This is a genomic window from Microvirga terrestris, from assembly GCF_015694425.1.
In the GTDB taxonomy this organism is placed as follows: Bacteria; Pseudomonadota; Alphaproteobacteria; order Rhizobiales; family Beijerinckiaceae; genus Microvirga; species Microvirga terrestris.
This window is the reverse complement of sequence record NZ_JADQDN010000003.1, coordinates 128,619-150,242: the sequence shown is the minus strand read 5'-3', so window position 1 is coordinate 150,242 and position 21,624 is coordinate 128,619. Positions and strand designations below refer to the sequence as shown.

At 59.6% G+C, this 21,624-nt stretch carries 19 protein-coding genes; 7 read left to right on the top strand and 12 right to left on the bottom strand.

Annotated features, from left to right (window positions below):
• Positions 1-9: 9 nt before the first annotated feature.
• Together I2H36_RS07765 and I2H36_RS07760 are read right to left on the bottom strand one after the other, a co-directional pair.
• The gene (locus tag I2H36_RS07765) at positions 10-897 is read right to left on the bottom strand and encodes a YihY/virulence factor BrkB family protein (protein ID WP_196263322.1); all 888 of its coding nucleotides are present in this window, start codon (positions 895-897) and stop codon (positions 10-12) included.
• A 215-nt stretch (positions 898-1,112) separates the two neighbouring features.
• Positions 1,113-2,177 (bottom strand): zinc-binding dehydrogenase, encoded by a 1,065-nt coding sequence (locus tag I2H36_RS07760; protein ID WP_196263321.1) that lies wholly within the window; start codon positions 2,175-2,177, stop codon positions 1,113-1,115.
• Between the two features lie 546 nt (positions 2,178-2,723).
• On the opposite strand from I2H36_RS07760, the gene I2H36_RS07755 reads away from it, so the two are divergent.
• The 5 genes from I2H36_RS07755 to I2H36_RS07735 all read left to right on the top strand — a co-directional run bounded on the left by I2H36_RS07755 (position 2,724) and on the right by I2H36_RS07735 (position 8,539).
• Entirely contained in the window at positions 2,724-4,670 is a 1,947-nt protein-coding gene (locus tag I2H36_RS07755; RefSeq protein WP_196263320.1) for a PrkA family serine protein kinase, read from the top strand.
• A 29-nt stretch (positions 4,671-4,699) separates the two neighbouring features.
• Positions 4,700-6,007 (top strand): YeaH/YhbH family protein, encoded by a 1,308-nt coding sequence (locus I2H36_RS07750; RefSeq protein WP_196263319.1) that lies wholly within the window; start codon positions 4,700-4,702, stop codon positions 6,005-6,007.
• A complete protein-coding gene (locus I2H36_RS07745; RefSeq protein ID WP_196263318.1) occupies positions 6,004-7,548 on the top strand; it encodes a SpoVR family protein in 1,545 nt (514 codons plus the stop codon). Before I2H36_RS07750 ends, I2H36_RS07745 begins: the two co-directional genes overlap by 4 nt.
• 166 nt (positions 7,549-7,714) lie before the next feature.
• Positions 7,715-8,176, top strand: a complete 462-nt coding sequence (locus I2H36_RS07740; protein WP_196263317.1) for a hypothetical protein — start codon at positions 7,715-7,717, stop codon at positions 8,174-8,176.
• A 72-nt stretch (positions 8,177-8,248) separates the two neighbouring features.
• Entirely contained in the window at positions 8,249-8,539 is a 291-nt protein-coding gene (locus tag I2H36_RS07735) for a hypothetical protein (RefSeq protein ID WP_196263316.1), read from the top strand.
• 242 nt (positions 8,540-8,781) lie between these two features.
• Here the strand turns inward: I2H36_RS07735 and I2H36_RS07730 are convergent, their stop codons facing one another.
• From I2H36_RS07730 to I2H36_RS19975, 7 genes are all read right to left on the bottom strand, one after another.
• Positions 8,782-9,972, bottom strand: a complete 1,191-nt coding sequence (locus tag I2H36_RS07730; RefSeq protein WP_196263315.1) for a YihY/virulence factor BrkB family protein — start codon at positions 9,970-9,972, stop codon at positions 8,782-8,784.
• A 428-nt stretch (positions 9,973-10,400) separates the two neighbouring features.
• A complete protein-coding gene (locus I2H36_RS07725) occupies positions 10,401-11,729 on the bottom strand; it encodes a hypothetical protein (RefSeq protein WP_196263314.1) in 1,329 nt (442 codons plus the stop codon).
• A gap of 272 nt (positions 11,730-12,001) precedes the next feature.
• Positions 12,002-12,745 carry an SDR family oxidoreductase gene (locus I2H36_RS07720; protein WP_196263313.1) on the bottom strand — a complete coding sequence of 248 codons (744 nt, stop codon included), beginning with the start codon at positions 12,743-12,745 and terminating at the stop codon, positions 12,002-12,004.
• The gene (locus tag I2H36_RS07715; RefSeq protein WP_196263312.1) at positions 12,745-13,992 is read right to left on the bottom strand and encodes an FAD-binding protein; all 1,248 of its coding nucleotides are present in this window, start codon (positions 13,990-13,992) and stop codon (positions 12,745-12,747) included. Before I2H36_RS07715 ends, I2H36_RS07720 begins: the two co-directional genes overlap by 1 nt.
• An 84-nt stretch (positions 13,993-14,076) precedes the next feature.
• The gene (locus I2H36_RS07710) at positions 14,077-14,472 is read right to left on the bottom strand and encodes a GtrA family protein (RefSeq protein ID WP_196263311.1); all 396 of its coding nucleotides are present in this window, start codon (positions 14,470-14,472) and stop codon (positions 14,077-14,079) included.
• Positions 14,473-14,552: 80 nt separating this feature from the next.
• The gene (locus I2H36_RS19980) at positions 14,553-15,479 is read right to left on the bottom strand and encodes a UbiA family prenyltransferase (RefSeq protein WP_343234414.1); all 927 of its coding nucleotides are present in this window, start codon (positions 15,477-15,479) and stop codon (positions 14,553-14,555) included.
• Positions 15,434-16,096, bottom strand: a complete 663-nt coding sequence (locus tag I2H36_RS19975) for a haloacid dehalogenase-like hydrolase (RefSeq protein ID WP_343234422.1) — start codon at positions 16,094-16,096, stop codon at positions 15,434-15,436. The genes I2H36_RS19980 and I2H36_RS19975 overlap by 46 nt, the downstream gene beginning before the upstream one ends.
• Positions 16,097-16,456: 360 nt before the next feature.
• Between I2H36_RS19975 and I2H36_RS07700 the strand changes: the two genes are divergently transcribed.
• Positions 16,457-16,672 carry a hypothetical protein gene (locus I2H36_RS07700; protein ID WP_196263310.1) on the top strand — a complete coding sequence of 72 codons (216 nt, stop codon included), beginning with the start codon at positions 16,457-16,459 and terminating at the stop codon, positions 16,670-16,672.
• Positions 16,673-16,718: 46 nt separating this feature from the next.
• On the opposite strand, the gene I2H36_RS07695 is transcribed toward I2H36_RS07700, so the two are convergent.
• Positions 16,719-16,955, bottom strand: coding sequence for a hypothetical protein (locus tag I2H36_RS07695; RefSeq protein ID WP_196263309.1), 237 nt, complete (start codon positions 16,953-16,955; stop codon positions 16,719-16,721).
• Positions 16,956-17,025: 70 nt separating this feature from the next.
• On the opposite strand from I2H36_RS07695, the gene I2H36_RS07690 reads away from it, so the two are divergent.
• A complete protein-coding gene (locus tag I2H36_RS07690; protein WP_196263308.1) occupies positions 17,026-17,412 on the top strand; it encodes a response regulator in 387 nt (128 codons plus the stop codon).
• A gap of 16 nt (positions 17,413-17,428) precedes the next feature.
• Here I2H36_RS07690 and I2H36_RS07685 read toward each other — a convergent pair whose 3' ends face one another.
• Positions 17,429-18,313: an aldose 1-epimerase family protein gene (locus tag I2H36_RS07685; RefSeq protein ID WP_196263307.1), complete on the bottom strand. Its 885-nt coding sequence runs from the start codon at positions 18,311-18,313 to the stop codon at positions 17,429-17,431.
• Between the two features lie 140 nt (positions 18,314-18,453).
• Positions 18,454-21,453 carry a bifunctional diguanylate cyclase/phosphodiesterase gene (locus I2H36_RS07680; RefSeq protein WP_196263306.1) on the bottom strand — a complete coding sequence of 1,000 codons (3,000 nt, stop codon included), beginning with the start codon at positions 21,451-21,453 and terminating at the stop codon, positions 18,454-18,456.
• Positions 21,454-21,624 lie beyond the last annotated feature (171 nt).

Here is a 21,624-nt window from a genome sequence, read left to right as displayed (position 1 = left end):
GAGAATGGGTCAGGTTTCCTGGCCCATTCTTTTTTGCAGCTCTGCCGTTTTGCGATCCTGCCGGCTACCCCGGTTCTCGGCATAGGCTTTGGTGAACTCCGCGCCGAAGAGCAGGATGAGGGACGAGTAATAGATCCAGAGCAGGATGGTGATGATCGAGGCGGCGGCTCCGTAGCTCGAGGCCACGTTGCTCTTGCCGAGATAGTAGCCGATCAGAAACTTGCCGAGGGTGAACAAGAGGGCGGTCACAAGGGATCCGGTCCAGACGTCGCTCCATTGGAGGTCGACGGATGGCAGCATCTTGAAGATCATCGCGAACAGGAGCGTGGCGACGGAGAAGGCGACAAGGCTGTTGAGGAAGCGCAGGATGATCGTCGCGCCGGAGAAGTTCGCTTCAAGGTAGGACCCGACGGCCGTGAGGCCGGTATCGACGACCAGGGAGACAAGAAGCAGGAAGCCGATGCCCAGGACCAGCGCAAGGCTAATCAATCTCGTTCGGACGAAGCTCATGACTCCATAGGTGGCGGGCGGTTTTGCCTTCCAGATGATGTTCAGGTCGTCCTGAAGCTCGACCACGGCTCCGGTCACGAGGAGCAGAAAGGTGATGATCCCGATCGTCATGCCGACGATACCGGAGCCGACATTGCTGGCGCTTGCGATCATTGCCTCAAGGGCCGAGGCCTCGTTGTTGCCGATCATGCCGCCGAGTTCGGCCACGATGGCGCCTTGCGCGGCCTCCCGGCCGAAGGCAAGGCCGGCAACCGCGATGGCGGCAAGCAGCATCGGAGCCAATGAAAAAACCGTAAAGAACGCGATAGCGGCGCCAAGGCTCATGGCGCGGTCGTTCCACCAGCCTGCGAATGCCACCTTCAGGAGGCGCCAAGTGTCGGAAAGCATGCAAGAACCGATCCCGCCGGACGCATCGGTCCGGCCCCGCTTGTGTTGCCTTGGCTTTTAACTGGCCGGTGCTTCCTCTTGTTCCTGCAAAGGTTGGTGGAGGAGACGCCCGTGCCGGCAAGCGGCCCGGCACAGGCAGGTGCCTCAAGCCCTTCTCCAGCGTTCCCTCGGCCCTGAGCGGCAAGGGGAGAGAGCATTGATGCCGCTGCCGGGCTTTAAGCGGCGGTGTCCTGCTTCAGCGAGGCCATGTCGATCACGAAACGGTACTTCACATCGCTCTTGAGCATCCGCTCATAGGCCTCGTTGATCTTCTGGATCGGAATGATCTCGATCTCAGCGGTGATCCCGTGCTGGGCGCAGAAGTCGAGCATCTCCTGTGTCTCCGCGATACCGCCGATCAGCGAGCCGGCAAGCTGACGCCGCTTCATGATCAGGTTGAACACGGTGGTGGCCGGATGGGGCTCGGCGGGGGCGCCCACGAGCACCATGGCGCCGTCTCGGGCAAGCAGCACAAGGTAGCTGTCGAGGTCGTGCGGAGCCGCCACCGTGTCGAGGATGAAGTCGAAGCTGTTGCGGTGGGCCTTCATGGCCTCCCGGTCCTTGGAGACGACCACTTCGTGGGCGCCCAGCTTCAGGGCATCCTCCCGCTTATTGGGAGAGGTGGTGAAGAGGACCACATGCGCACCCATGGCCCTGGCCAGCTTCACGGCCATGTGACCCAGGCCGCCGAGGCCCACGACGCCGACCTTCTGCCCAGCCTGAACGCGCCAGCGGCGCAGGGGCGAGAACGTGGTGATGCCGGCGCACAGGAGGGGTGCCGCAGCCGCCGCATCGAGACCGTCCGGCACCCGCAGGACGAAGCTCTCATCCACCACGACAGAGTCGGAGTAACCGCCATAGGTGTTGGCCCCGGTCCCCTGTTCCGGACCATTGTAAGTGCCCGTGAATCCGACTTCGCAGTATTGCTCCAGACCTTCGCGGCACGACCGGCAGGTGCGGCAGGAATCGACCATGCAACCGACACCGACGATGTCGCCGGCCTTGAACTTCTGCACGCTTGAGCCGACGCGGGCGACGCGGCCCACGATCTCATGACCCGGCACACAAGGATAAAGCGTGCCGCCCCATTCTTCCCGAACCGTGTGCAGATCGGAATGGCAGACACCGCAATAGAGGATGTCGATCTGAACGTCTCGCTCGCCCGGTTCCCGGCGCTCGAAGCTGAAGGGGGAAAGCGGTGTGGACGCATCCTGGGCAGCATAGCCGAAAGCTTTGATCACAGGAAAGTTCTCCGGATTGAGCGAGCTGAAGAGGTAAGCCCCGCTGGGTATTCAGGCGCTACAGACGATAGGCTTGATGGATACGCCGTCAATGGAGGCGGGCAGAGTTTGTTCAATTGGAGGGCAAGCCTTTGTTGCATTGCAGCGGATAGAAGCTTTTCCACAAGGTCACGGGCAAGTGAATCGCCGGAGGTTGGCTTCCTCGTCAATTCTCCCCACATCTTAGGTAAGGGCTTGCGCTCACTTGAGGAAAAGTCGCTTCATGATTTTACAGGCGGCAATGCGGCACACCAAAACAGGCTTCTGGTGAGAAACTTTAACTTGCCGTAGGGCCCGCAATCCGCGACCCTGTTTGTGAGGGCGGGCAAACTTCCAAGTCGCACAGACGGACCCGAGATAAGCCCGATCTGTCGTGACCTGTTGATCAGCCGCCGCAACGAAAGGGCTATGCCGCACCATTTGGCCGCATCACAGTATCGCATGGTCTGGGCAACCTTAGCGGTGCAGAATCGTTGTCTTTGAGAGGGATTGGATTTCGGTGGCGCCATGCTTCATTCCGACGACCTGTTCTCGAGTTTTCTGAAAGCCTACGAGACCCGCCGCGAGGCGGAGATGTCCCTGGCGGAATACCTGGAAGGGTGCCGCACCGATCCCATGATGTATGCAAGCGCTCCGGAGCGCATCCTGGCGGCCATCGGCGAGCCTCAGCTCGTCGATACCTCAAAGGACGCACGTCTCGGCCGCATCTTCATGAACCGCACCATCCGGGTCTATCCGGCCTTTTCCGAATTCTACGGCATGGAAGAGACGATCGAGATGATCGTGAGCTTCTTCCGTCACGCAGCGCAGGGGTTGGAGGAGCGCAAGCAGATCCTCTATCTGCTGGGCCCCGTCGGCGGCGGCAAGTCCTCCCTGGCCGAGCGTCTGAAGGCCTTGATGGAGGTCAATCCTATCTATGTCCTGAAGGCAGGTGACGAGATCAGCCCGGTCTTCGAGAGCCCGCTCGCGCTGTTCGATCCGGAGCAGATGGGGTCCGCGTTGGAAGAGCGCTACGGCATCCCTCGCCGTCGCCTGACCAACCTGCTTAGCCCCTGGGCGATCAAGCGCCTCGACGAGTTCAAGGGGGACATTTCCAAGTTCCGGGTGGTCAAGATCAACCCGTCCCGCATGCGGCAGATCGGTGTCGCCAAGACGGAGCCGGGCGACGAGAACAACCAAGACATCTCGTCCCTCGTCGGCAAGGTCGACATCCGCAAACTTGAGACGCTCTCCCAGAACGACCCAGACGCCTACAGCTATTCAGGCGGCCTCAATCGCGCCAATCAGGGCATCCTCGAATTCGTCGAGATGTTCAAGGCGCCGATCAAGATGCTCCACCCCCTGCTGACCGCCACGCAGGAAGGGAATTATGTCGGTACGGAGAATATCGGCTCCATCCCGTTCACCGGCATTATCCTGGCCCATTCGAACGAGGCGGAGTGGCAGACCTTCCGCACCAACAAGAACAACGAGGCGTTCATCGACCGCATCTACGTGATCAAGGTGCCCTATTGCCTGCGGGTCACGGAGGAGCAGAAGATTTACGAGAAGCTGATCCGCGGCTCTGAGCTTGCCGGTGCTCCATGTGCGCCCGCTACGCTGGAGATGCTGGCCCGGTTCTCCGTGCTGTCGCGCCTGCGGGCGCACGAAAACTCCAACTTCTATTCGAAGATGAGGGTGTATGACGGCGAGAGCCTGCGCGAGGTGGACCCGCGTGCCCGCAGCCTGCAGGAATACAAGGACTCGGCCGGTGTCGATGAAGGCATGGATGGGATCTCGACCCGCTTCGCCTTCAAGGTCCTGTCCGCCACCTTCAACCACGACACGATCGAGGTTGCGGCGGATCCGGTGCACCTGATGTACGTGCTCGAACAGGCGCTCCGGCGCGAGCAACTGCCGCAGGACGTGGAGCGGCGCTATCTGGAGTTCATCAAGGCGGAGCTGGCTCCCCGCTATGCCGACTTCATCGGTCACGAGATCCAGAAGGCCTATCTCGAGTCCTACCACGATTACGGCCAGAACCTGTTCGACCGCTACGTATCCTATGCGGATGCATGGATCGAGGATCAGGATTTCAAGGATCCCGATACCGGCCAGCTTCTCAACCGGGAGCTCCTGAACCAGGAACTGACCAAGGTCGAAAAGCCGGCAGGCATCGCCAATCCGAAGGATTTTCGCAACGAGGTGGTGAAATTCTCGCTGCGGGCGCGCGCCGGCAATAACGGCCGCAATCCATCCTGGACGAGCTACGAGAAGATCCGCGACGTGATCGAACGCCGGATGTTCTCCCAGGTGGAGGAACTCCTGCCAGTGATCAGCTTCGGCTCCAAGAAGGATGGCGAGACGGAGAAGAAGCACGGTGAGTTCGTGGCAAGGATGATGGAGCGTGGCTACACCGAGCGTCAGGTTCGGCGCCTCGTGGAGTGGTACATGCGGGTGAAGCAGGCGGGCTGACAGAAAACGGAGGCAGATCAGGCGTTCCTATGTACATCATCGACCGGCGCCTCAACCCAGGGGGCAAGAGTCTGGCGAACCGCCAACGCTTCCTTCGCCGCGCCAAGGCGCAGATCCAGAGGGCGGTGCGCCAGACCGCAGGAGACCGGGACATCACCGATCTCGAACGGGGAGGGGAAGTCACGATCCCAGCCGATGGTGTTCGCGAGCCCAGCTTCCGGCGCTCGGGCGAAGGTGGCGTGCATGATCACATTCTGCCCGGCAACAAGCGCTTCATCGAAGGCGATACGATCGACAGGCCGCCCGGCGGCGGGGGCGGCAGCTCGTCCGGTGGGGACAACGGCGAGGGTGATGACGATTTCCGCTTCGCCCTGACGCGCGACGAATTCCTCGATCTTTTCCTTGACGATCTAGAGCTGCCTGACCTCGCCAAGCGGCGGGTCGCAACGGTCGAGACGCAAGGGTTGCGGCGGGCAGGCTACACGGTCACGGGCTCCCCGGTGAACTTGGCCCTGCTGCGCTCCATGCGGAATGCCCTGTCGCGCCGCATTGCCATGCGACGCCCTAAGCCCCACGAACTGCTTCGTCTCGAAGAGGAGATCGAGCGGCTCGAGACGCAGGAAGGGCCGTCCGAGCATCTCACCGCGCTGCGCCAGGAGCTTGAGCAGCTGAGGCTGCGCACCAAGCGCTTTCCCTATATCGATCCCCTCGATCTACGCTATCGCCGCTTCGAGCCGGTCTCGCGGCCGGTCGCCCAGGCGGTGATGTTCTGCCTGATGGACGTGTCGGGCTCCATGACGGAGCACATGAAGGACCTCGCCAAGCGGTTCTACATGCTGCTCTACATCTTCCTGACGCGCCGCTACAAGCACGTGGAGATCGTCTTCATCCGGCACACTCATGAGGCGAAGGAGGTGGATGAGGAGACCTTCTTCAACAGCCCCGAGACGGGCGGTACGGTGGTGTCCTCGGCCTTGCGCGAGATGCAGCGGATCGTGGAGGAGCGCTATTCCCCGGACGCTTGGAACATCTATGCGGCCCAGGCCTCCGACGGCGACAACTCTCCCAACGACGGTAGCACCAGCGCGGCCCTTCTCAGAGATGTGCTCCTCCCCGTCTGCCAGTACTATGCCTATCTGGAGGTCGGCAGCGACAGCGACCGGATGCAGACCGGCTTCATCAATCACAAAACATCCCTCTGGCAGACCTACGAGACGCTGCAGGAGCAGGGCGCCCACCTCGCCATGCGCAAGGTGAATCACCGCCGTGAGATCTACCCCGTCTTCCGCGAACTCTTCCGCCGGCGCGACGCGGAGGCAGGAGCCAGGGTGCCATGAGCGTGATGGAGCGCGATAATCTGCTGTTCCAGGGTGCCGACTGGGATTTCGGCACCATTCAGCGCATTCATGATGCCGTCGAGGCTATCGGCGTCGGAGAGATGGGGCTCGACGTCTACCCGAACCAGATCGAGGTGATCACCGCCGAGCAGATGCTCGACGCCTATGCCTCCATCGGCATGCCCCTGTTCTACAAGCATTGGTCCTTCGGCAAGCGCTTCGCGCTCCATGAGGCGAGCTACCGCCAGGGGTTCATGGGCTTGGCCTATGAGATCGTCATCAATTCGAACCCGTGCATCTCCTACATCATGGAGGAGAACTCGGCCACAATGCAGACGCTCGTGATCGCCCACGCGGCTTTCGGGCACAACCATTTCTTCAAGAATAACTATCTCTTCCAGGAATGGACGGACGCCGACGGGATCCTCGACTATCTCGAATTCGCAAAAGGCTACATCACGCGGTGCGAGGAGCGCTACGGTCATGCCGCCGTGGAGCGCGTGCTCGATGCCGCCCACGCGCTGATGTCCCATGGCATTCACCGCTATCCGCGCAAGAAACGCCCCGATCTGCGCTCCGAAGAGCGGCGGGAGAAGGAGCGACATCTCCATCTGGAGCAGACCTTCAACGACCTCTGGCGCACGGTGCCCACGAAGGGAGCTGCCGCGAAGCCGCAGTTGAGCGACGAGCGCCGCCGCGCCCTCCTGGAACTGCCGCAGGAAAATCTCCTGTACTTCCTCGAGAAGTCCGCCCCCCGCCTTCAGCTCTGGCAGCGGGAGATCCTGCGAATCGTCCGCCAGATCGCGCAGTATTTCTACCCGCAGCGGCAGACCAAGGTGATGAATGAGGGCTGCGCCACCTATTGCCACTACCGCATCATGACCCGCCTGCACGAGACCGGGCAGATCAGCGACGGCGCCTTCCTCGAATTCCTCCAATCCCATACGAACGTTACGCGCCAGGCGGAATACGACGACCCGCATTACGGCGGTATCAATCCTTATGCCCTCGGTTTCGGCATGATGCAGGACATCGAGCGCATCTGCACCAAGCCCACGGCCGAGGACCGGGAGTGGTTCCCCGAGATTGCCGGCAGCGGCGACGCCATGGCGGTCCTGCGGGATGTATGGGCCAACTACCGGGACGAGAGCTTCATCTCGCAGTATCTGAGCCCGCATCTGATGCGGCAGTGGCGGATGTTCCATCTCGTTGATGATCCTGACCAGCCGGAGCTCAGGATTGAGGCCATCCATGACGAGCGAGGCTACCGCCGGCTGCGCCGTTCCCTGTCGCGTCATTATGATGTCGGCTGGAGCGACCCAGACATCCAGGTGATCGATGTAGATCTCGCTGGCGATCGGCGCCTGATTCTCCACCATCATGTCTTAAACCGGACCCTGCTCCATAAGGACGATGCCCAGAGAGTGCTGCAGATGGTGGCCAATCTCTGGGGCTATGCCGTCGTGCTCAAGGAGGTCGAGCCCTCGACCGGCGCGATCTTCCAAGAACACGTGGCGCACCCGCACGAAACTCTCTTCTGACCGGCAAGAGCCTTTTCAAGACAGCGCATCGTTAGGGCCAGAAAACCGGGCCCACTTTTCCGCACGATGCGCTTGCTTTGACGCAAAAAAGCCAGGGACTCAGAGGATCATAGGTTCCCCTGGGCTCGGCCCGGATACGGGTCGGCTCCGTTGCAGGAGAATACCTATGGAACACAAGCCTGTAGAGAAGCTGCGTAGCGTCGCTGAGGTGCATGAGTTCGCCCAAGGTTTCCTGTCCCGTCGCGAGCGCCTCGAACGTTGGGCTGAAGTGCTGGAGCGCCAGCCGAAGCGTCGCCTGAGGTCGCTGGGCGAGATCGAGTTCGTTCCGAAAGACAAGCGGCCTCAATTGAGGTCGGACGAGTCGCCGATCACGGTTGCCTTCGAGGATCCGATTCTGCGAGCCGCAGGCTTGAAGGGCGACACCCTCGGAGACGCTATGGAATTCTTCGAGCTGTCCGAGGGAGCCTCTCATCGCCTGCTCTGCTCCTGCATGAACGGTTGGAGCATGGAGGCCGGAACGACCGCCCGAAAAGTTCATCGCATCGCGAACCCCGATCATCGGCTTACGTTATTGACGGCAGCCGGATTGCTGACTGCGGCACCTGCTGTGTTCTATATGCTGAGTTGAAGAAACGCTGCAGCATCGAGCCCTCCCGAAACGAGAGGGCTCGATGGCTGGATCAATGTGGGGGCGACAAGGATGACGAATGAGCCGGTGCGTCTTATCGGACTGCCATGGTACCGACCTGAACATTACCAGCGCATCCGCGAGATGATGTCCGACCGGCATAATCTGGCGTCTACTTATGAGAGCTGGCTTGCGGCTGCTGAGAACAACGAAGCCGTTGGCCGAGCGACCGGACTTCAAGTCAGGCGCATCCTGATCGAGCCGGAGGCTTTCGCCGGCTGGTGCGCTGAGAGGAATGTAGAGCCGGACAGCGCCGCGCGCAGGGACTACGTGGCGGAGAAGAACAGCCAGAATGCTCCTTGAGTGGCGGCGCCTAAAGCCAAGCCTTGAAGTCTCTCGGAACCGGGCGCGCTCGGGCATGAGACATAGGGCTTTGTGGATGCCCTTGGCGAGGGTGTCGAGGGACTGTCGATCAGTGATCGCATCGCGGCGCGCTCGTACAAATCCTCGAAGGTCATACGCCTGACGGAAGGTCGGCTTGCGATCAAAAGCACAAAAGAAAAGGCGCTCCCCTGAGAGCGCCTTTGTCATCTGTGTCTGCAGGGTCAGCTCTTCGCAACGCCGACCGTATCCGCCATCTGCGCGCCGCGAGTACCCATAGGCTGGTGGGCTCCCTCCGTCGTATCCTTGGCCGTCTGGTGTTCCATTTCGGCGTTGATCTCGGCGCCGAGCAGAACAACGACGCTTGAGATCCAGATCCAAGTCATGAAGCCGATGACTGCCCCCAATGAACCATAGGTTTCGTTGTAGCTGCCGAAATTGGCGACGTACCAAGAGAACAGCATCGATACGGCAAGCCAGAGCACGGCAGCGATAAGGCCGCCCGGCGTGACCCATTTCCACTCCGCCTTGTCGCGGCTCGGACCGTAGCGATACACCAGCGACAGGCCAAAAACGACAATGAGCAGAAGGACTGGCCAGCGTGCCAGAGACAGTAGCCATTCGAGGCTCTTACCCAGGCCAACGAAATCCAGAAGGATCGGAAGGACGATAATTCCCGTAACGGCGAGTATAATGAAGACGATTGCTCCCAAGGTGAACGACAGAGACATGACGTTCAGTTTGATAAAGCTTCTCTTCTCCTCCTCGTCATACACGATATTTAGGGCGTCGAAGACGGCCTTCATCCCCGCATTGGCGCTCCAGAGCGAGATGACGAGACCGATGACGAAGCTGAAGCCCAAGGTCCCCCCGCCTTGTGAGGCAATCCGTGTGACCTGCTCGCGAATGATGTCGAGTGCGCCGCTAGGAAGGACGCCCGACAGAGTGTTGAGGTGATCCTGCAGCGAAACAGGATCAGCGAAGAGGCCGTAGAGCGAGACCAAGGCGGCAATAGCCGGAAAGATGGCAAGCAGAGCATAATAGGTTACGCCAGCGGCAACGGACATCACGCGGTCCTTGCCGAATTCCTCATAGGTGCGCCACAGAATGTCCTTCCAGCCTTTAGATGGGATCTCGGTCGGCGTGTTAGCACTGCGCCCGCGGCCCTGCTCGTTGGCTGCTTGCGGTGGGGCATGCTGCTTTTCAGAGAAACCAGTATCGCGGTCACGGTTTTCGCTTGCGCCCTGCTGCTGAGGGCGTCGCACTTGACGTCCGGCTGCGGCAGGAGCGGAGCGGCGCTCCCCGTTGGCGACGAGCCTAATAAGGGCCCAGCCGAGAACCACAGCCCACATGGTTGTTGCGGCCGAAGAAGATTGCTGCGTTCCAGGTTGCTGGACAGCCGGATTATCCGCCATAGTCAGACACAGCCTCACTTATCGATTGCCAGCCGAAACGGCTTGGCTCAACCGTAAACATCCCAAATAAGGCAGCGGTTCCAATCAGTTGTCCTGATCACTGAAAGCGGCATCCGCAGAGTACGGGGATAAATCCTTGCAGGAGTAGGTTTCGAACGGGGCTGCACTATAGCTAGGAGCTTCAAACCTTGCCCATAACCAGAAGCAGTGACAAGAGCCAGGTGCTTCAGCACAGGCCTCTCAATGCATAGGAACTCTCCCTGCAAGCTACGCCGAGGTTTCGTTTGTTATCGACGAGCCTGGGCTGCGGGATTTCGGATCCTTTATAGCGCCCGGTCGAGCAGCGAGCGAATGGCTCAAGCCGTACGGGCGCTATTTGCTAACCCTTCGTATGGGACTTCCAAGGTTCGAGCCGTGGAACCCCAATCTCAATCCACCGACTGTCCGACGCTGCTGAGCATGTTCGGTTCACGGCGTTTGTACAGGGTCCATTGATCGGTATGGCGGATGGGATCAAATGCCTCTCGGATGTAAGCTCCATAAAGATTGCGGAGCGGGATGCCGTTGACGCCGGCCTTCGGCACCATCAGCACATCGACGTCCCCGAGCAACTGCTCCGGTGCCAGATGATGGGCGTCATCAACGTTGCGGCCCCAGTGGAGCCACGCATAATCACCGTGGGAAGGCGGCAGATCCAGGCCTGCCGAAAAAGGATTGGCGAAATCCAGGACCGAGACGTTCTTGGGCTTCACGGAAAGTTCGCTCAAGAGTCGCGCGCCTTCTCGAATGCTCATGAGATAGTCACTCATGAAACTGCAGTCACCCGGCATCCAGAGATTGGTCAGTCTCAGTTCACCGAAGCGAGGGAGCCCGAAAGGCTCGCCTATACGTGCCGTGGCAGCGATGAAATGCACGCCGAGTGTTACGAAGCAGTGAAGGCTTGCCGGCAAGAGAAAGGCAATCAGCAGAAGCGGAGCCCCGCGGGCTAAAATGCTGCTCTCTTCTCGATCCTTGAGTCGGCAAGAGCGCAGCAGCAACTCCACCGCGACAGCTGCGCCGGTGAACACTGTGATGATCCCCCAGGACTGAGAGTTCTGGCTTTGGATGATCAGGCCGGGGCCTGCGCAAATTCCGAAGAACATCAGATCGCGAAGGCTGCGGGATCGCCAGAGCACAAGTCCAGCAAAGATGGCGAGGAGCCCATAGTCAGTAAGATGGCGGAGGAAGGCCAGCCACAGATCGACGATGCCGCGGCTTCCGCTCACCTGGCCCGCGAGCGCGAGATCGTCAAGATAGGCGAGAGATGATTGCCATATGGCTTCAATGAGCAATGCCGAGACGACGAGTAGACCGAGGGTCCAAAGCACCCATCGACGCTGTCGGGCGTCGAACAGCATGAAGCCAAGAAAGGCGAGGGCAACCAAGCCGTAGGTCGCCTTGGTGTAAAGCAGCAGCAGGGCGAGGGCGACGGCGCAGATCGCATCGAGCATCTCTTGACGGCCGCGTGGCTTCTCTGGCTGAAGGTAGATGACGAGAAGCGTGCTGAGAGCGGCCCATCCGATCCGGTTGTAGAACATCGCGAATGACAGGGATGCGATGCTCTCGCCGAGGTTTATGGGAACGGCGACGATCAGGAGCAGGAACAGGCCAAAGGGGTTTGCCACCACTGGCCGCAGACGCGAACCGAGGATGTGGATCATCGGAATAACAAGCCCGAGGGTCATAGCCCCCATGGCGGTCGGCATCGCGCCGCCCATGGTGCCGGATATCCAGTATCCGAGAGCGGGTATATAGAAGGAAAGCGGGCCCAGCGCCGTGTGGAAGTCACGGTTGGGAACCTGACCGGACGCAATCCGATGTGCACCGTCGAGGAAGATGAAAAGGTCGTTGAGATAAGCGGTCGTGACGGTTTGCCCTGGCAGGGTGAGCAGAAGCGCGAGGAGGACCGCGACAGCGAGCAGAATCGGACCGACCTTCACGAAGCACTCAGTCATGGGCCACATGTTTTCTGGTCCTCCGCGCGTTAGGGTTAGAGGCGCAAGCGTTTGAAGAAACGTTCCGGAATGCTCCCGATCACCATCATCACGGGAAGCCAGACCGGGCGCACATAAATGACGTCGCGGCCGCTCTTCTCCGCTGCCGTGAAGATGGCACGGCCTACCTCGCCAGGCGCCGCGGTAAGAACGGGAGGCAGCTTCATGCCGGCCGTCATCTGCGTGCGCACGAAGCCGGGCTTGACCGTCACCACCCGCAGGCCTTTGGGTGCCAAGCGGTTGCGCAGGCCCGATAGGAAAGCCGTAAAGCCCGCCTTGGCAGCACCGTAGAGATAGTTGGAGCCGCGGCCGCGATCGCCTGCCACGGAACTCACGCCGACGAGAGTGCCGGATCCGCGTGCCAGGAAGCGCTCGGCGAAGAAGCCGAGCAGGAGTGCCGGACCCTCGAAGTTCGTTCGCAACACAAGAGATGCGTGAGCGATATCAATTTGGCCCTTCGCCTGATCGCCTAGTTCGCCGACAACACACACCACCGTATCCGGCAGCGTTGGCAGGCTGCTGGCAAGGCTGTCGAAGTCGCTGGTCTCGAGAATGTCGATCCGGTGAACCGTCACCTCGGCGCCGGTCCGAGCGCGGATGTCGTCGGCGTTGCGACGGGCTTCCTCCTCGTTTCGGGCGGCGAGCTGCACATGCCATCCGGCCTTAGCGTAGTGCAAGGCCGTGGCCCGCCCGATATCGGAGGTGCCGCCAACCAGAAGGAGGGTTTTGGAAAGTTCCATCAAATGCCCAGCCGTACCGACAGACGCGAAGAAATCCGGCCGGTCGCCCCAATGGCCCGTCGCAGGTCGCGAAAGCGGGGCAATCCGGGATAGCCGGCCTCGAAGGTTGCAGGCAATTGCCTTGCGTCCTTGGCTAGATAGAGCCGTCCCCCGGCTTCGACCACGAAGCGGTCAAGCTCGTCGAGCAGGGGGAAGACATCGTCGCTGACGGGCAAGTCGAGGGTCAGGGTGAAGCCCTCGAGCGGGAACGAGAGGTCGCCATGACTTGAGCCCAGTTGCTTGAGTACCGCCAGGAAGGATGCGTTGCCATGTTTGGAAACGCGTTCAATGATGCTGCCCAGAACCGCCTGTGCCTGCAATGTGGGAATGACGCATTGGTACTGCAGGAAGCCCTCCCGCCCGTAGATCCGGTTCCAGTTCCCTATTCCGTCGAGGGGGAAGAAATAGGGGTTCCAATGAACCAGGAACGGATAGCCGGATTTCACGGCTCCTGCCCGGAAGTACAACTCGTTGAAGATTGATACTGACAGACGGTTGAGAGCGAAGGAGGGCAGGTCAAGCGGAACGCCCAGGCGTCCGAGCCTGGAGGTGGGATAGGGCTCGGCTCCAGGCCGTAGAGCCTCTACGTCTCGCCGGTCGGCATGCTCCGCCGCAAAGATCAGCGAACGGCCGAGCGATGCGCCACGGGCAAGGCAATCGATCCAGGTCACCGAATAGGTTGCGCGGCTTGTCTCCTGGAGCGCCCGGATGGCGCCATCGAGATTACGGGCAACGGTAGTTGTCTGGCGCATCCAACCGGTCTCGATAGGCCGAAGATGGAAGGTGGCATCGAGGATGGTGCCTGTGAGCCCCATTCCGCCGATCGTGGCGGACAGGAGCTCAGGATTTTCGTCACGCGAGCAGGTGACGACGCCTCCATCCGGCAGAGCCAGGGTCAGGCTTTCCACGTAGTCACCGAACCCACCGTCCCGGTGGTGGTTCTTGCCGCGGACATCCGAGGCGATCATGCCCCCGATGGTCACGAACTTGGTGCCCGGCACAACGGGAGGGAAAATGCCCTTTGGGACTACGATGTCGAGCAGGTCGGAGAGCAGGACACCTGCTTCCACTTGGATACGACCTGTCCTCTGATCAAAGCCCCGGATGCGATCGAACCCTCGGGTCATGAGGGTAACCCGTTCTCCAATGGCGGCATCGCCATAAGCGCGCCCGTTGCCACGGGCCACCAGCCCGGTCCGGGATGCCATCAGGCAAGGGAGGGCATTAGGCGACGTGGGGCTGAGAGGCTCTGACGGATGGCGGGGGGTAGCGTCCCCAACCGGTGAGTTCCGTCATGCCTGCCGCTCCTTGAACACGAAGGTCCGATCCAGAATGAACTTGGCCGCATAACCGATCGCAAGTCCAAGAATCGCACCGGGATATTTTGCCAGATCCGTCTGCCAGATCATCCAGAAGGCCACCTCGAAACCCCAGAAGACCAGGGTGGTCAGGACGCTAAAGGCGCCATAGAGGGTGACCTTCTGGGCCTCCTGCCGATGTCCTCCATAGTCATCATCGAACACCCACTTCTTGTCGAGCACGTATTTCAAGACGCAGCCGGCGGCCGTGCCCATGAGAATGGATAGAGTTATGGGCGCCACAGGGGCCATCTGGACGACGATCTCCTGAATAGCCAGATTGATCAGCGTCGCAACGGTGGCGAACAGGACATAGCGGACAAACATCATCGTTCCCCACCTCCCTTGAGATTTGGAAGGAGGGTTCGAGAAGGGCTTACGCGCTCAATTACTTGCCGACGGGACATGGCCTAGACGGCCGCTACAATCAGGATAACGGCGGCCGCTACCGTCGGAAGGCTGCCCCTGTCCCGAACGGCAAACACCACCGGATCATCATCCATGATCCGGCGTCCAGCGAGCATCAGAGCACGGGCAATCCAGAACATGAGAAGCGGTCCCACGAGCCACAGTAGCTGCGGGCGCGAATAGAGTTCATTCACCCTGTCGCTCGAGATGTAGAGTGCCAGGATCGTCACGGCATTGAAGCCGGCAGCCGCGGCCAGGGCTGCCACGATGTCAAGGTTGCTGTTCTTGTAGTCGCGGCTGGTGGGATCCGGGAGGTTGGCGTCGCGACGTGCTGCCAGTTCCAAGCGTTTGATCAGGGCCAGAGACATGAAGATCATCATGCTGAAGGCGATCAGCCACTCCGATACCGCGACAGATATCGCGACAGCACCGCCGATCACCCGAACTGAGTAAAGGCCTGCCAACGTAATCACGTCGACCACCATCATGCGCTTGAGCATGAAGGAATAGGCGGTGGTGAGGATGAAGTAGCCCAGCAGCACGCCTAAGAACGACAGCGACACGGCAGACCCGACAGCTAAGGCCCCGAGAAAGAGAACTGGTATGGCCATGACCCCATGCATCAGTGAAATGGCGCCGCTTGGCAGGGGGCGCTTGCACTTGCTGCGATGCCTGCGGTCGTCCTGCAGATCCACCAGATCATTGAGAATGTAGATGCTGGAAGCGCAAAGCGAGAAGGCAACGAAGGCCGGAACAGCTTGGGTGACAGCTTCCAGCGTGAACAGATGAGCCGCCAGGAGCGGGAGGAAGATGAGCGCGTTTTTGGCATATTGATGCACACGCAGCATCTTGGCCCAGGTCCGCCACGTCGGGCGCGAATGGTTCAGGTGCTCTGCATCGGGACATTGGCGGGCAAGCCGTCTACGCACCCGGCAGGTGCGCGGATGGCAATCGACTTTGCAGCCTTTTCCCAAACGGGAAGATCGGCGGCGTCATTGCCGACATAGTCGAAGCCGCGCTCGCCGAAGGCCTCGACGAGTTGCTGGGCTTTCCTGTGGCCTGCCAGATTCGTGGTCTCGTTGGAAGCGAACCACCCCGTGAAGAGGACGAGGTAGTCGGCAATGCTCTCCACCAGACGCTGATGACTGGCGGAAGCGAGATAAACTCGGCGTCCTGCCGCTCTGGCCTGACGGATCAGGGACAGGACCTCGGGGTCGTACGGCAACGTTCCTGGATCGAAATCTGCAGGCTTGGAGAGGCGATGCTTCAGAACTGCCTTGCCACGGGAGAGTGCCATCAGCATGTCGACCATGGATTGCGGCCGGCGGCCCAGTTCCGAAAAGGCGGTCTCGATCAGAAGGTCGGAAGCAATCAGGGTGCCGTCGAGATCGACAACGAGAGGGCGCGCTCCCTCTTGCCCGGGCGTTTCGATCTCATGGGTGGTCCAGTGCGTCTCATCACGCTCATGCCGGCGCTCAGAACGCTCATGAGGGTGGGGGCTACGGGCACGATGGGGCAATGTCTGCGTTTTAAGTTCAGATTGCACCAAGAGCCCATGCTCCCTTTCAGAAGTCGTCAATGAACATGTTTGCTTGTTCTGCAGCTGTGTACTTTGTACATGGAGCACTGCATCTCCACGCCAAGACAATTCCGTCCCTTTCAGCCAATGAGCGCCGTCATCTGACTGGCCGGGTCCGTCGGTTCACAACAATCGGGCAGAGCTTGACGGCAAATCAACAAACGCGGCTGTGAAAAGTTTCATGAACGGCATTGTTTCATAAGCCTGAGGCGTTGTCCGAGAGAGCGGAAGCGGGCGGCTGAGAGGAGAAAACGTTAACCATTATCCTTAACTGGGCCGCAAGGATGTTGGGCCAGTGTTTGTCTCAATCCATGAGGAGGATCTGAGATGGACGAATGGTCAGGGCGCAAGTGGGAGCCTGTTACCGAGGAGCGCCTGCTCCGGGCAATCGATGTCCTCGTCGACATCGCCAAAGAGCATGGGCCTGCGTTTGATCCCGTTCTGGAAACGGTGAGGCAGGAGCTTCACGATTTTCGGCGTCGGCATTCAGCCGTCGGACCAGTCGAGCACCAGACTGAAATTCCTCTACGAGAAGCCGGCTAAGGCCTCTTGCGCAGTGGGTTTGCCAAGGTTGCTTGCAGCCGGAGTATCAGATCGGCTGCAACTGCTCCTCACGGACGAGGCGGACGGGCCCATCATGGGTTCCTCGCACATGATATTGAAAGCCTGCCTGATCTGCGGGCAGAAGGCGGGTGACCTCCCATATGTCGTCGCGGCGCGTGGTATCGGTTGTGGTCACCATGTTCAGAAAAGCTTCCACCGTGTTGGTGCTTGCCAGCTTGACAAGATACACCCGGTCCCCGACTTTGAACTTGTGCGACGTCATGGCGGGTTCCCCTGCTCGATAACCACCTGAGCAGTAGGAACTAACATAGGTTAGTTTCGTTCCTCGCCTCATGATGAACAATTATTCACAGCACTCCCCCGTGGTTCTCCTGGTCGAAGATGAGCCCCTTGTACGCATGGCAGCCGCCGATGATCTTCAGGATGCCGGCTTTCACGTCCTGGAGGCGGCCAATGCCGATGTCGCGTTGGCGGTCCTGGAATCATGCTCGGAGGACGTGCATGTTCTCTTTACCGACATTGATATGCCGGGCTCCATGAATGGGCTGGATCTCGCTGAGAGCGTCCAGCAACGCTGGCCGCACATCTCGCTACTGATCTCCTCGGCTTATCATCGTCCCGCTCCCGAAGCCCTCCCCGATGATGGGCGGTTCGTGCCGAAACCCTATTGCAGCGATGATGTCGTCCAGCAGATCCGGGAACTCGTGACGAGCCATTGATCTCAACCTGTCTCCCTCAATCCGATTGCCCTATCGGCGGCTTGACAGCTATATCGATTGCGAAGCGGCGCGTTTCTCCGGGTTGAATGGCAACAATCCCAGGCTTGTCTGAAAAGTCGCCTATGAAGTCCTGTGGATCCGCATAGCCTTGCCAGGGCTCGATGCAGATGAAGCCTGATCCTGGTTTGGTCCAGATGCCCAAATGCGGCATGTCAGGAAAGTCGACCCGAAGCGAGGCGCTTTCACGCGCACCATACCCGATGGAACGGCTCCTCAATTGATCGAACACAAGAGCATCCGCCTCAAAGAGATCGTCACGCAGAGCAAGGGTGCTTCCCTGAATGGGGGACAATTCAGTTTCGCGCTTGATTAAGCCTTCAAGAGGTCGACGGATCGGCGCCGTTTCCTCCTGCTCAAACCAGATTTCATGGGCATCGCGCGGGGCGCCATAGGGTAGCGGCCATCGAAAGGCCGGATGGAAGCCGAATGAGACAGGCATTCCGGAGGAGCCGGTATTTGCTACGCTCGAGATGATGCTCAAAGTGGCCCCTTCAACCGCATAGCTGACGTCGAGCTGGAAAGGAAAGGGATAGCCCTGAAGTGTGGCTTCACTGGAGCAGAGCCGAAAGCGGCAATAAGATGGGTTTGCTTCTTCGATGTCGAAGCGGGACGTGCGGGCAAATCCGTGCTTGGGCAGTTCGTACTCCAAGCCATCAACACGGATGCGATCATTTCTGACTCGACCGACGATAGGAAAGAGCAGGGGAGAGCGCCCGGTCCAGAAGGCAGGATCTCCATCCCACAACCAGTCACGACCCTGATCATCCTGAAGGCGAATGAGCTCGGCTCCATCGGCAGACACCTCGGCACGAAGCTGTGGAGTAGAGATGACGACGCTCATTCTTTAAACTCCATATCCCGTGATGCCTTTCTGCAGGAAGGCGGCGATAGGCAGATGGGGCTGGAAGCAGGATGGACAAGGCAGATGGACGAATTTGAGGACGTCGTAAGCCTTCCTCTATCTCGCTACTACTTCTAGGCTTACCTGCTGAGCAAATTTGCCGTCTTGTCCGAGCGGGGCCTTACCAGCATGGCGTTCCAACGGCTCACGAGATCCGGCACCTGTGAGGCGGCCATCGGCTTTGCATACAGAAAGCCTTGGGCATGATCGCAGCCTAACTCGCGCAATCGCCGAGCCTGGCCATGTGTCTCGACACCTTCGGCCGTGACCTGAAGCTGCAGGCTCTTTCCAAGGCTGATAACCGCCGCAACGATCGCTTCATCATCGGAGTCCTGCTCAAGATCCCGCACGAAGCTCCTGTCGATCTTGATATGATCCACGGGAAACTGCTTCAGATGAGTCAAAGAGGCATATCCGGTTCCGAAATCGTCCAGTGCGACCTGGATCCCTTGCCGCCTGAACTCCGCGAGAGCCGAGGAGACGTTGTCAGAGTTTCTGCCGAGAAGAACGGTTTCCGTGACCTCCACCTCGAAAATATCCGCTGGCACCCTCAACCGATCGAGCGTTCGCAGCAGATTGTCGACGATGGCCGTTTGGCTGAACTCGGCTGGTGAGAGGTTCAGGGCCACCCTACCAAATAGGAGATCACGATCCAGCCAGCTACGGACATCCGCAGCCACTTGCGTGATCAGCTGCTTGCCGATGGATGCTGCGATATCATGATCCTCGAATACGGCGCCGAAATATCCCGGGGTGAGAATGCCCTCGGTCGGATGCTGCCAACGTGCCAGCGCTTCAAGGCCGATAATCTCTCCCGTCGTGAGACAAATCTTCGGCTGATAGAAGGGAACGATCTCATCGTTGGAGATCGCCTCGCGCATGTCGCGTCCGAGGGAGACGCGCTGCTCGATGACGTTTCTCATTTCGGGGGAATACGTGATGACCCGGTTTCGTCCTTGGGACTTGGCTTGGTACATCGCGATATCGGAATCCTTGACGAGTTCCGCCGGATTCCCGTCATGATCGGGATAAGCGGCGATGCCGATGCTCACCCGGCTAATCAGCGTCCGTTTCTGATAGACAAACGGCTGTCGAAGCATTTCGGCGATCAATGAGCCAAGCCTCGTCGCGTTTTCCAGCTTCAGCGGGTCGACGACCAGAACGGCGAACTCGTCGCCACCAATCCGCGCAACGGTATCGCATCCGCGCACCATCGTAGACAGGCGACGAGCCGTTTCCTGCAGCAGAGCATCCCCGGCATCATGACCAAGGGTATCGTTGATGTCCTTGAAGTCGTCCAGGTCGATCAGGAGAAGGCTGACACTTGTGCCGCTCTGCCGTGCATGGTCAAGAGCAGCATCAAGGCGATGCTGAAACAGGGTGCGGTTGGGAAGGCCGGTCAGAGCGTCATGATTGGCTGAACGCCAGATCTCCTGCTCCGCTTCTTTCTGCTCGCTGATGTCGAAGGTGACACCCACGATGCGATCGGAGCCGGCTTGTTCGCCACGGGCACGCAACCATCGTGTCTCTCCGCTGGGAAGGACATAGCGGCACTCGATGGAACTGGCTCCATCCAATTGGATCTCCCGCAGAAAGTCTTCAACCTTCTGGTGGTCATCGGGATGGATGCCTGTCATGAAGGTTCTGTCGACACCCGGTCTGATCCCAAGTAGCGCCAGGGAGTTCTCAGAGCGGGTGGTTGCCCCCGATTGCGGGTTGAACTCCCACGCAATCATGTGGGCGGCCTTCAGGGCCAGTTGCAGACGCTCCTCGCTTTTCCTCAGCGCCTGCTCAGACTGCTTGCGTTCATGGATGTCCATGGCAATGCCGAACCATTGCTCGATCCTACCCTGCTCGTTCTTCAGGGGTTGGCCACGCACGATGAACCAGCGGTACATGCCATCCAGGGCGCGACGCAAAGGCATCTCGATCTCGAAAGATGTGCCTTTGCTGAGAGCATTTTGCCACATGCCGAGGATCCGCTCACGATGAAGCGGATCGATAACCGAGGTCCAACTCCCGGCCGGCCCGTCCTCGGAACGCAGGCCGGTGTACTCGTGCCAGACGTCGTTGCAATAGGCGAAGTCTCCTTCTGGAGAGCTAAACCACACGATCTGCGGAGAACTCATGGATGCAGGCATCGCATCCACAAGAGTACGAAGGCGCCTTTCGCTTCTCCGAAGGCGCTCCTCCGTTGCGCGAAACTCTGTGATATCCCGTGAGATGCATAGAAAACCCTGCGGGATACTATCTTGTCCCATGATGGGAGTTACGACGACATCCCACCACTTCTGGGCTCCTGTCATCGTGGCGCATGGGCCCTGGAAGCGCCCGATCCCACCTGACTTGACAGCCTCAACGGCCGCGTTGGTATCCTCGCTGGCAATGCTGCTCCAGATATCGGTCCAGTGACGGCCTTCGATCGCGCGGATGTCCTCGACTTCCATGGCCCGCATGCCGCCCTGGCTCATGAAGCGAAGGCGCCCTTTAAGGTCGAAAACCTTGATGCAATCGTCGGAGCTTGCCAGAAGGCGACGCGTGAACTCCTCGCTTTCCGCCGCCGTTTTGCTGGAGAGTTTCAATTCGAGCTGACACATGACGGCTTGGGCGAGCGTGGTAAGCGCTTCTCCCTGCTGCTCGGTGAGGCCCTCAGGGCGCACGACGTGATCGAGAACGCAGAGCATCCCGAGGGGCAGGCCATCCTTCGTTCTGAGCGGAACACCTGCGTAGAAAGATAAGTCTGGTTCACCTTCGATACGAACCCTGTCCTTGAAGCGTGGGTCGTGGCTCAGATCGGGAACGACAAAAGGCCCAGGTTGCAGGATGGCATGATTGCAGACCGAGTTCTCGCGAGGAGTCTCTGTAAGGTCCAGCCCAATCCTGGCCTTGAAGCGCTGTCGATGTTCGTCGAGGAAGGAAATACAGGCAATTGGAGTCTTGCAGATCTGAGCCGCCAGCTTCGCAATATTGTCGAATTCAACTTCCGGTGCTGTATCGATAATGTCAAACTTCTGGAGCGCAGCAAGGCGTTCGACTTCCTTCCATTGAGGCAGATCGCTGTGGCCAGAACGCTCGTGCATGTAAAAACTGCCGGTTGGAAAACATAGGAGTTCTTCAGAATGTCGGATGCGCCGACTCAACGGAGGGGCATCATGCCTCGAGCATCGGCTCGATCCGTTGCAAACCTATGATCCGGGCTGACCGGTAAAATGGCAGTGCGTCATGCCGATCCTCAACGAGGACCTGCCATA

Excerpts from the sequence above, each read along its gene's own strand:
- I2H36_RS07720 (WP_196263313.1), bottom strand. The coding sequence starts at position 12,745 with ATGGAACTTTCCAAAACCCTCCTTCTGGTTGGCGGCACCTCCGATATC.
- I2H36_RS07740 (WP_196263317.1), top strand. The coding sequence starts at position 7,715 with ATGGAACACAAGCCTGTAGAGAAGCTGCGTAGCGTCGCTGAGGTGCAT.
- I2H36_RS07735 (WP_196263316.1), top strand. The coding sequence starts at position 8,249 with ATGACGAATGAGCCGGTGCGTCTTATCGGACTGCCATGGTACCGACCT.
- I2H36_RS07725 (WP_196263314.1), bottom strand. The coding sequence starts at position 11,729 with ATGGGCGGCGCGATGCCGACCGCCATGGGGGCTATGACCCTCGGGCTT.
- I2H36_RS07680 (WP_196263306.1), bottom strand. The coding sequence starts at position 21,453 with ATGCACGAGCGTTCTGGCCACAGCGATCTGCCTCAATGGAAGGAAGTC.
- I2H36_RS07750 (WP_196263319.1), top strand. The coding sequence starts at position 4,700 with ATGTACATCATCGACCGGCGCCTCAACCCAGGGGGCAAGAGTCTGGCG.
- I2H36_RS07715 (WP_196263312.1), bottom strand. The coding sequence starts at position 13,992 with ATGGCATCCCGGACCGGGCTGGTGGCCCGTGGCAACGGGCGCGCTTAT.
- I2H36_RS07710 (WP_196263311.1), bottom strand. The coding sequence starts at position 14,472 with ATGATGTTTGTCCGCTATGTCCTGTTCGCCACCGTTGCGACGCTGATC.
- I2H36_RS07745 (WP_196263318.1), top strand. The coding sequence starts at position 6,004 with ATGAGCGTGATGGAGCGCGATAATCTGCTGTTCCAGGGTGCCGACTGG.
- I2H36_RS07755 (WP_196263320.1), top strand. The coding sequence starts at position 2,724 with ATGCTTCATTCCGACGACCTGTTCTCGAGTTTTCTGAAAGCCTACGAG.
- I2H36_RS07695 (WP_196263309.1), bottom strand. The coding sequence starts at position 16,955 with ATGACGTCGCACAAGTTCAAAGTCGGGGACCGGGTGTATCTTGTCAAG.
- I2H36_RS07690 (WP_196263308.1), top strand. The coding sequence starts at position 17,026 with ATGATGAACAATTATTCACAGCACTCCCCCGTGGTTCTCCTGGTCGAA.
- I2H36_RS07730 (WP_196263315.1), bottom strand. The coding sequence starts at position 9,972 with ATGGCGGATAATCCGGCTGTCCAGCAACCTGGAACGCAGCAATCTTCT.
- I2H36_RS07685 (WP_196263307.1), bottom strand. The coding sequence starts at position 18,313 with ATGAGCGTCGTCATCTCTACTCCACAGCTTCGTGCCGAGGTGTCTGCC.
- I2H36_RS07765 (WP_196263322.1), bottom strand. The coding sequence starts at position 897 with ATGCTTTCCGACACTTGGCGCCTCCTGAAGGTGGCATTCGCAGGCTGG.
- I2H36_RS07700 (WP_196263310.1), top strand. The coding sequence starts at position 16,457 with ATGGACGAATGGTCAGGGCGCAAGTGGGAGCCTGTTACCGAGGAGCGC.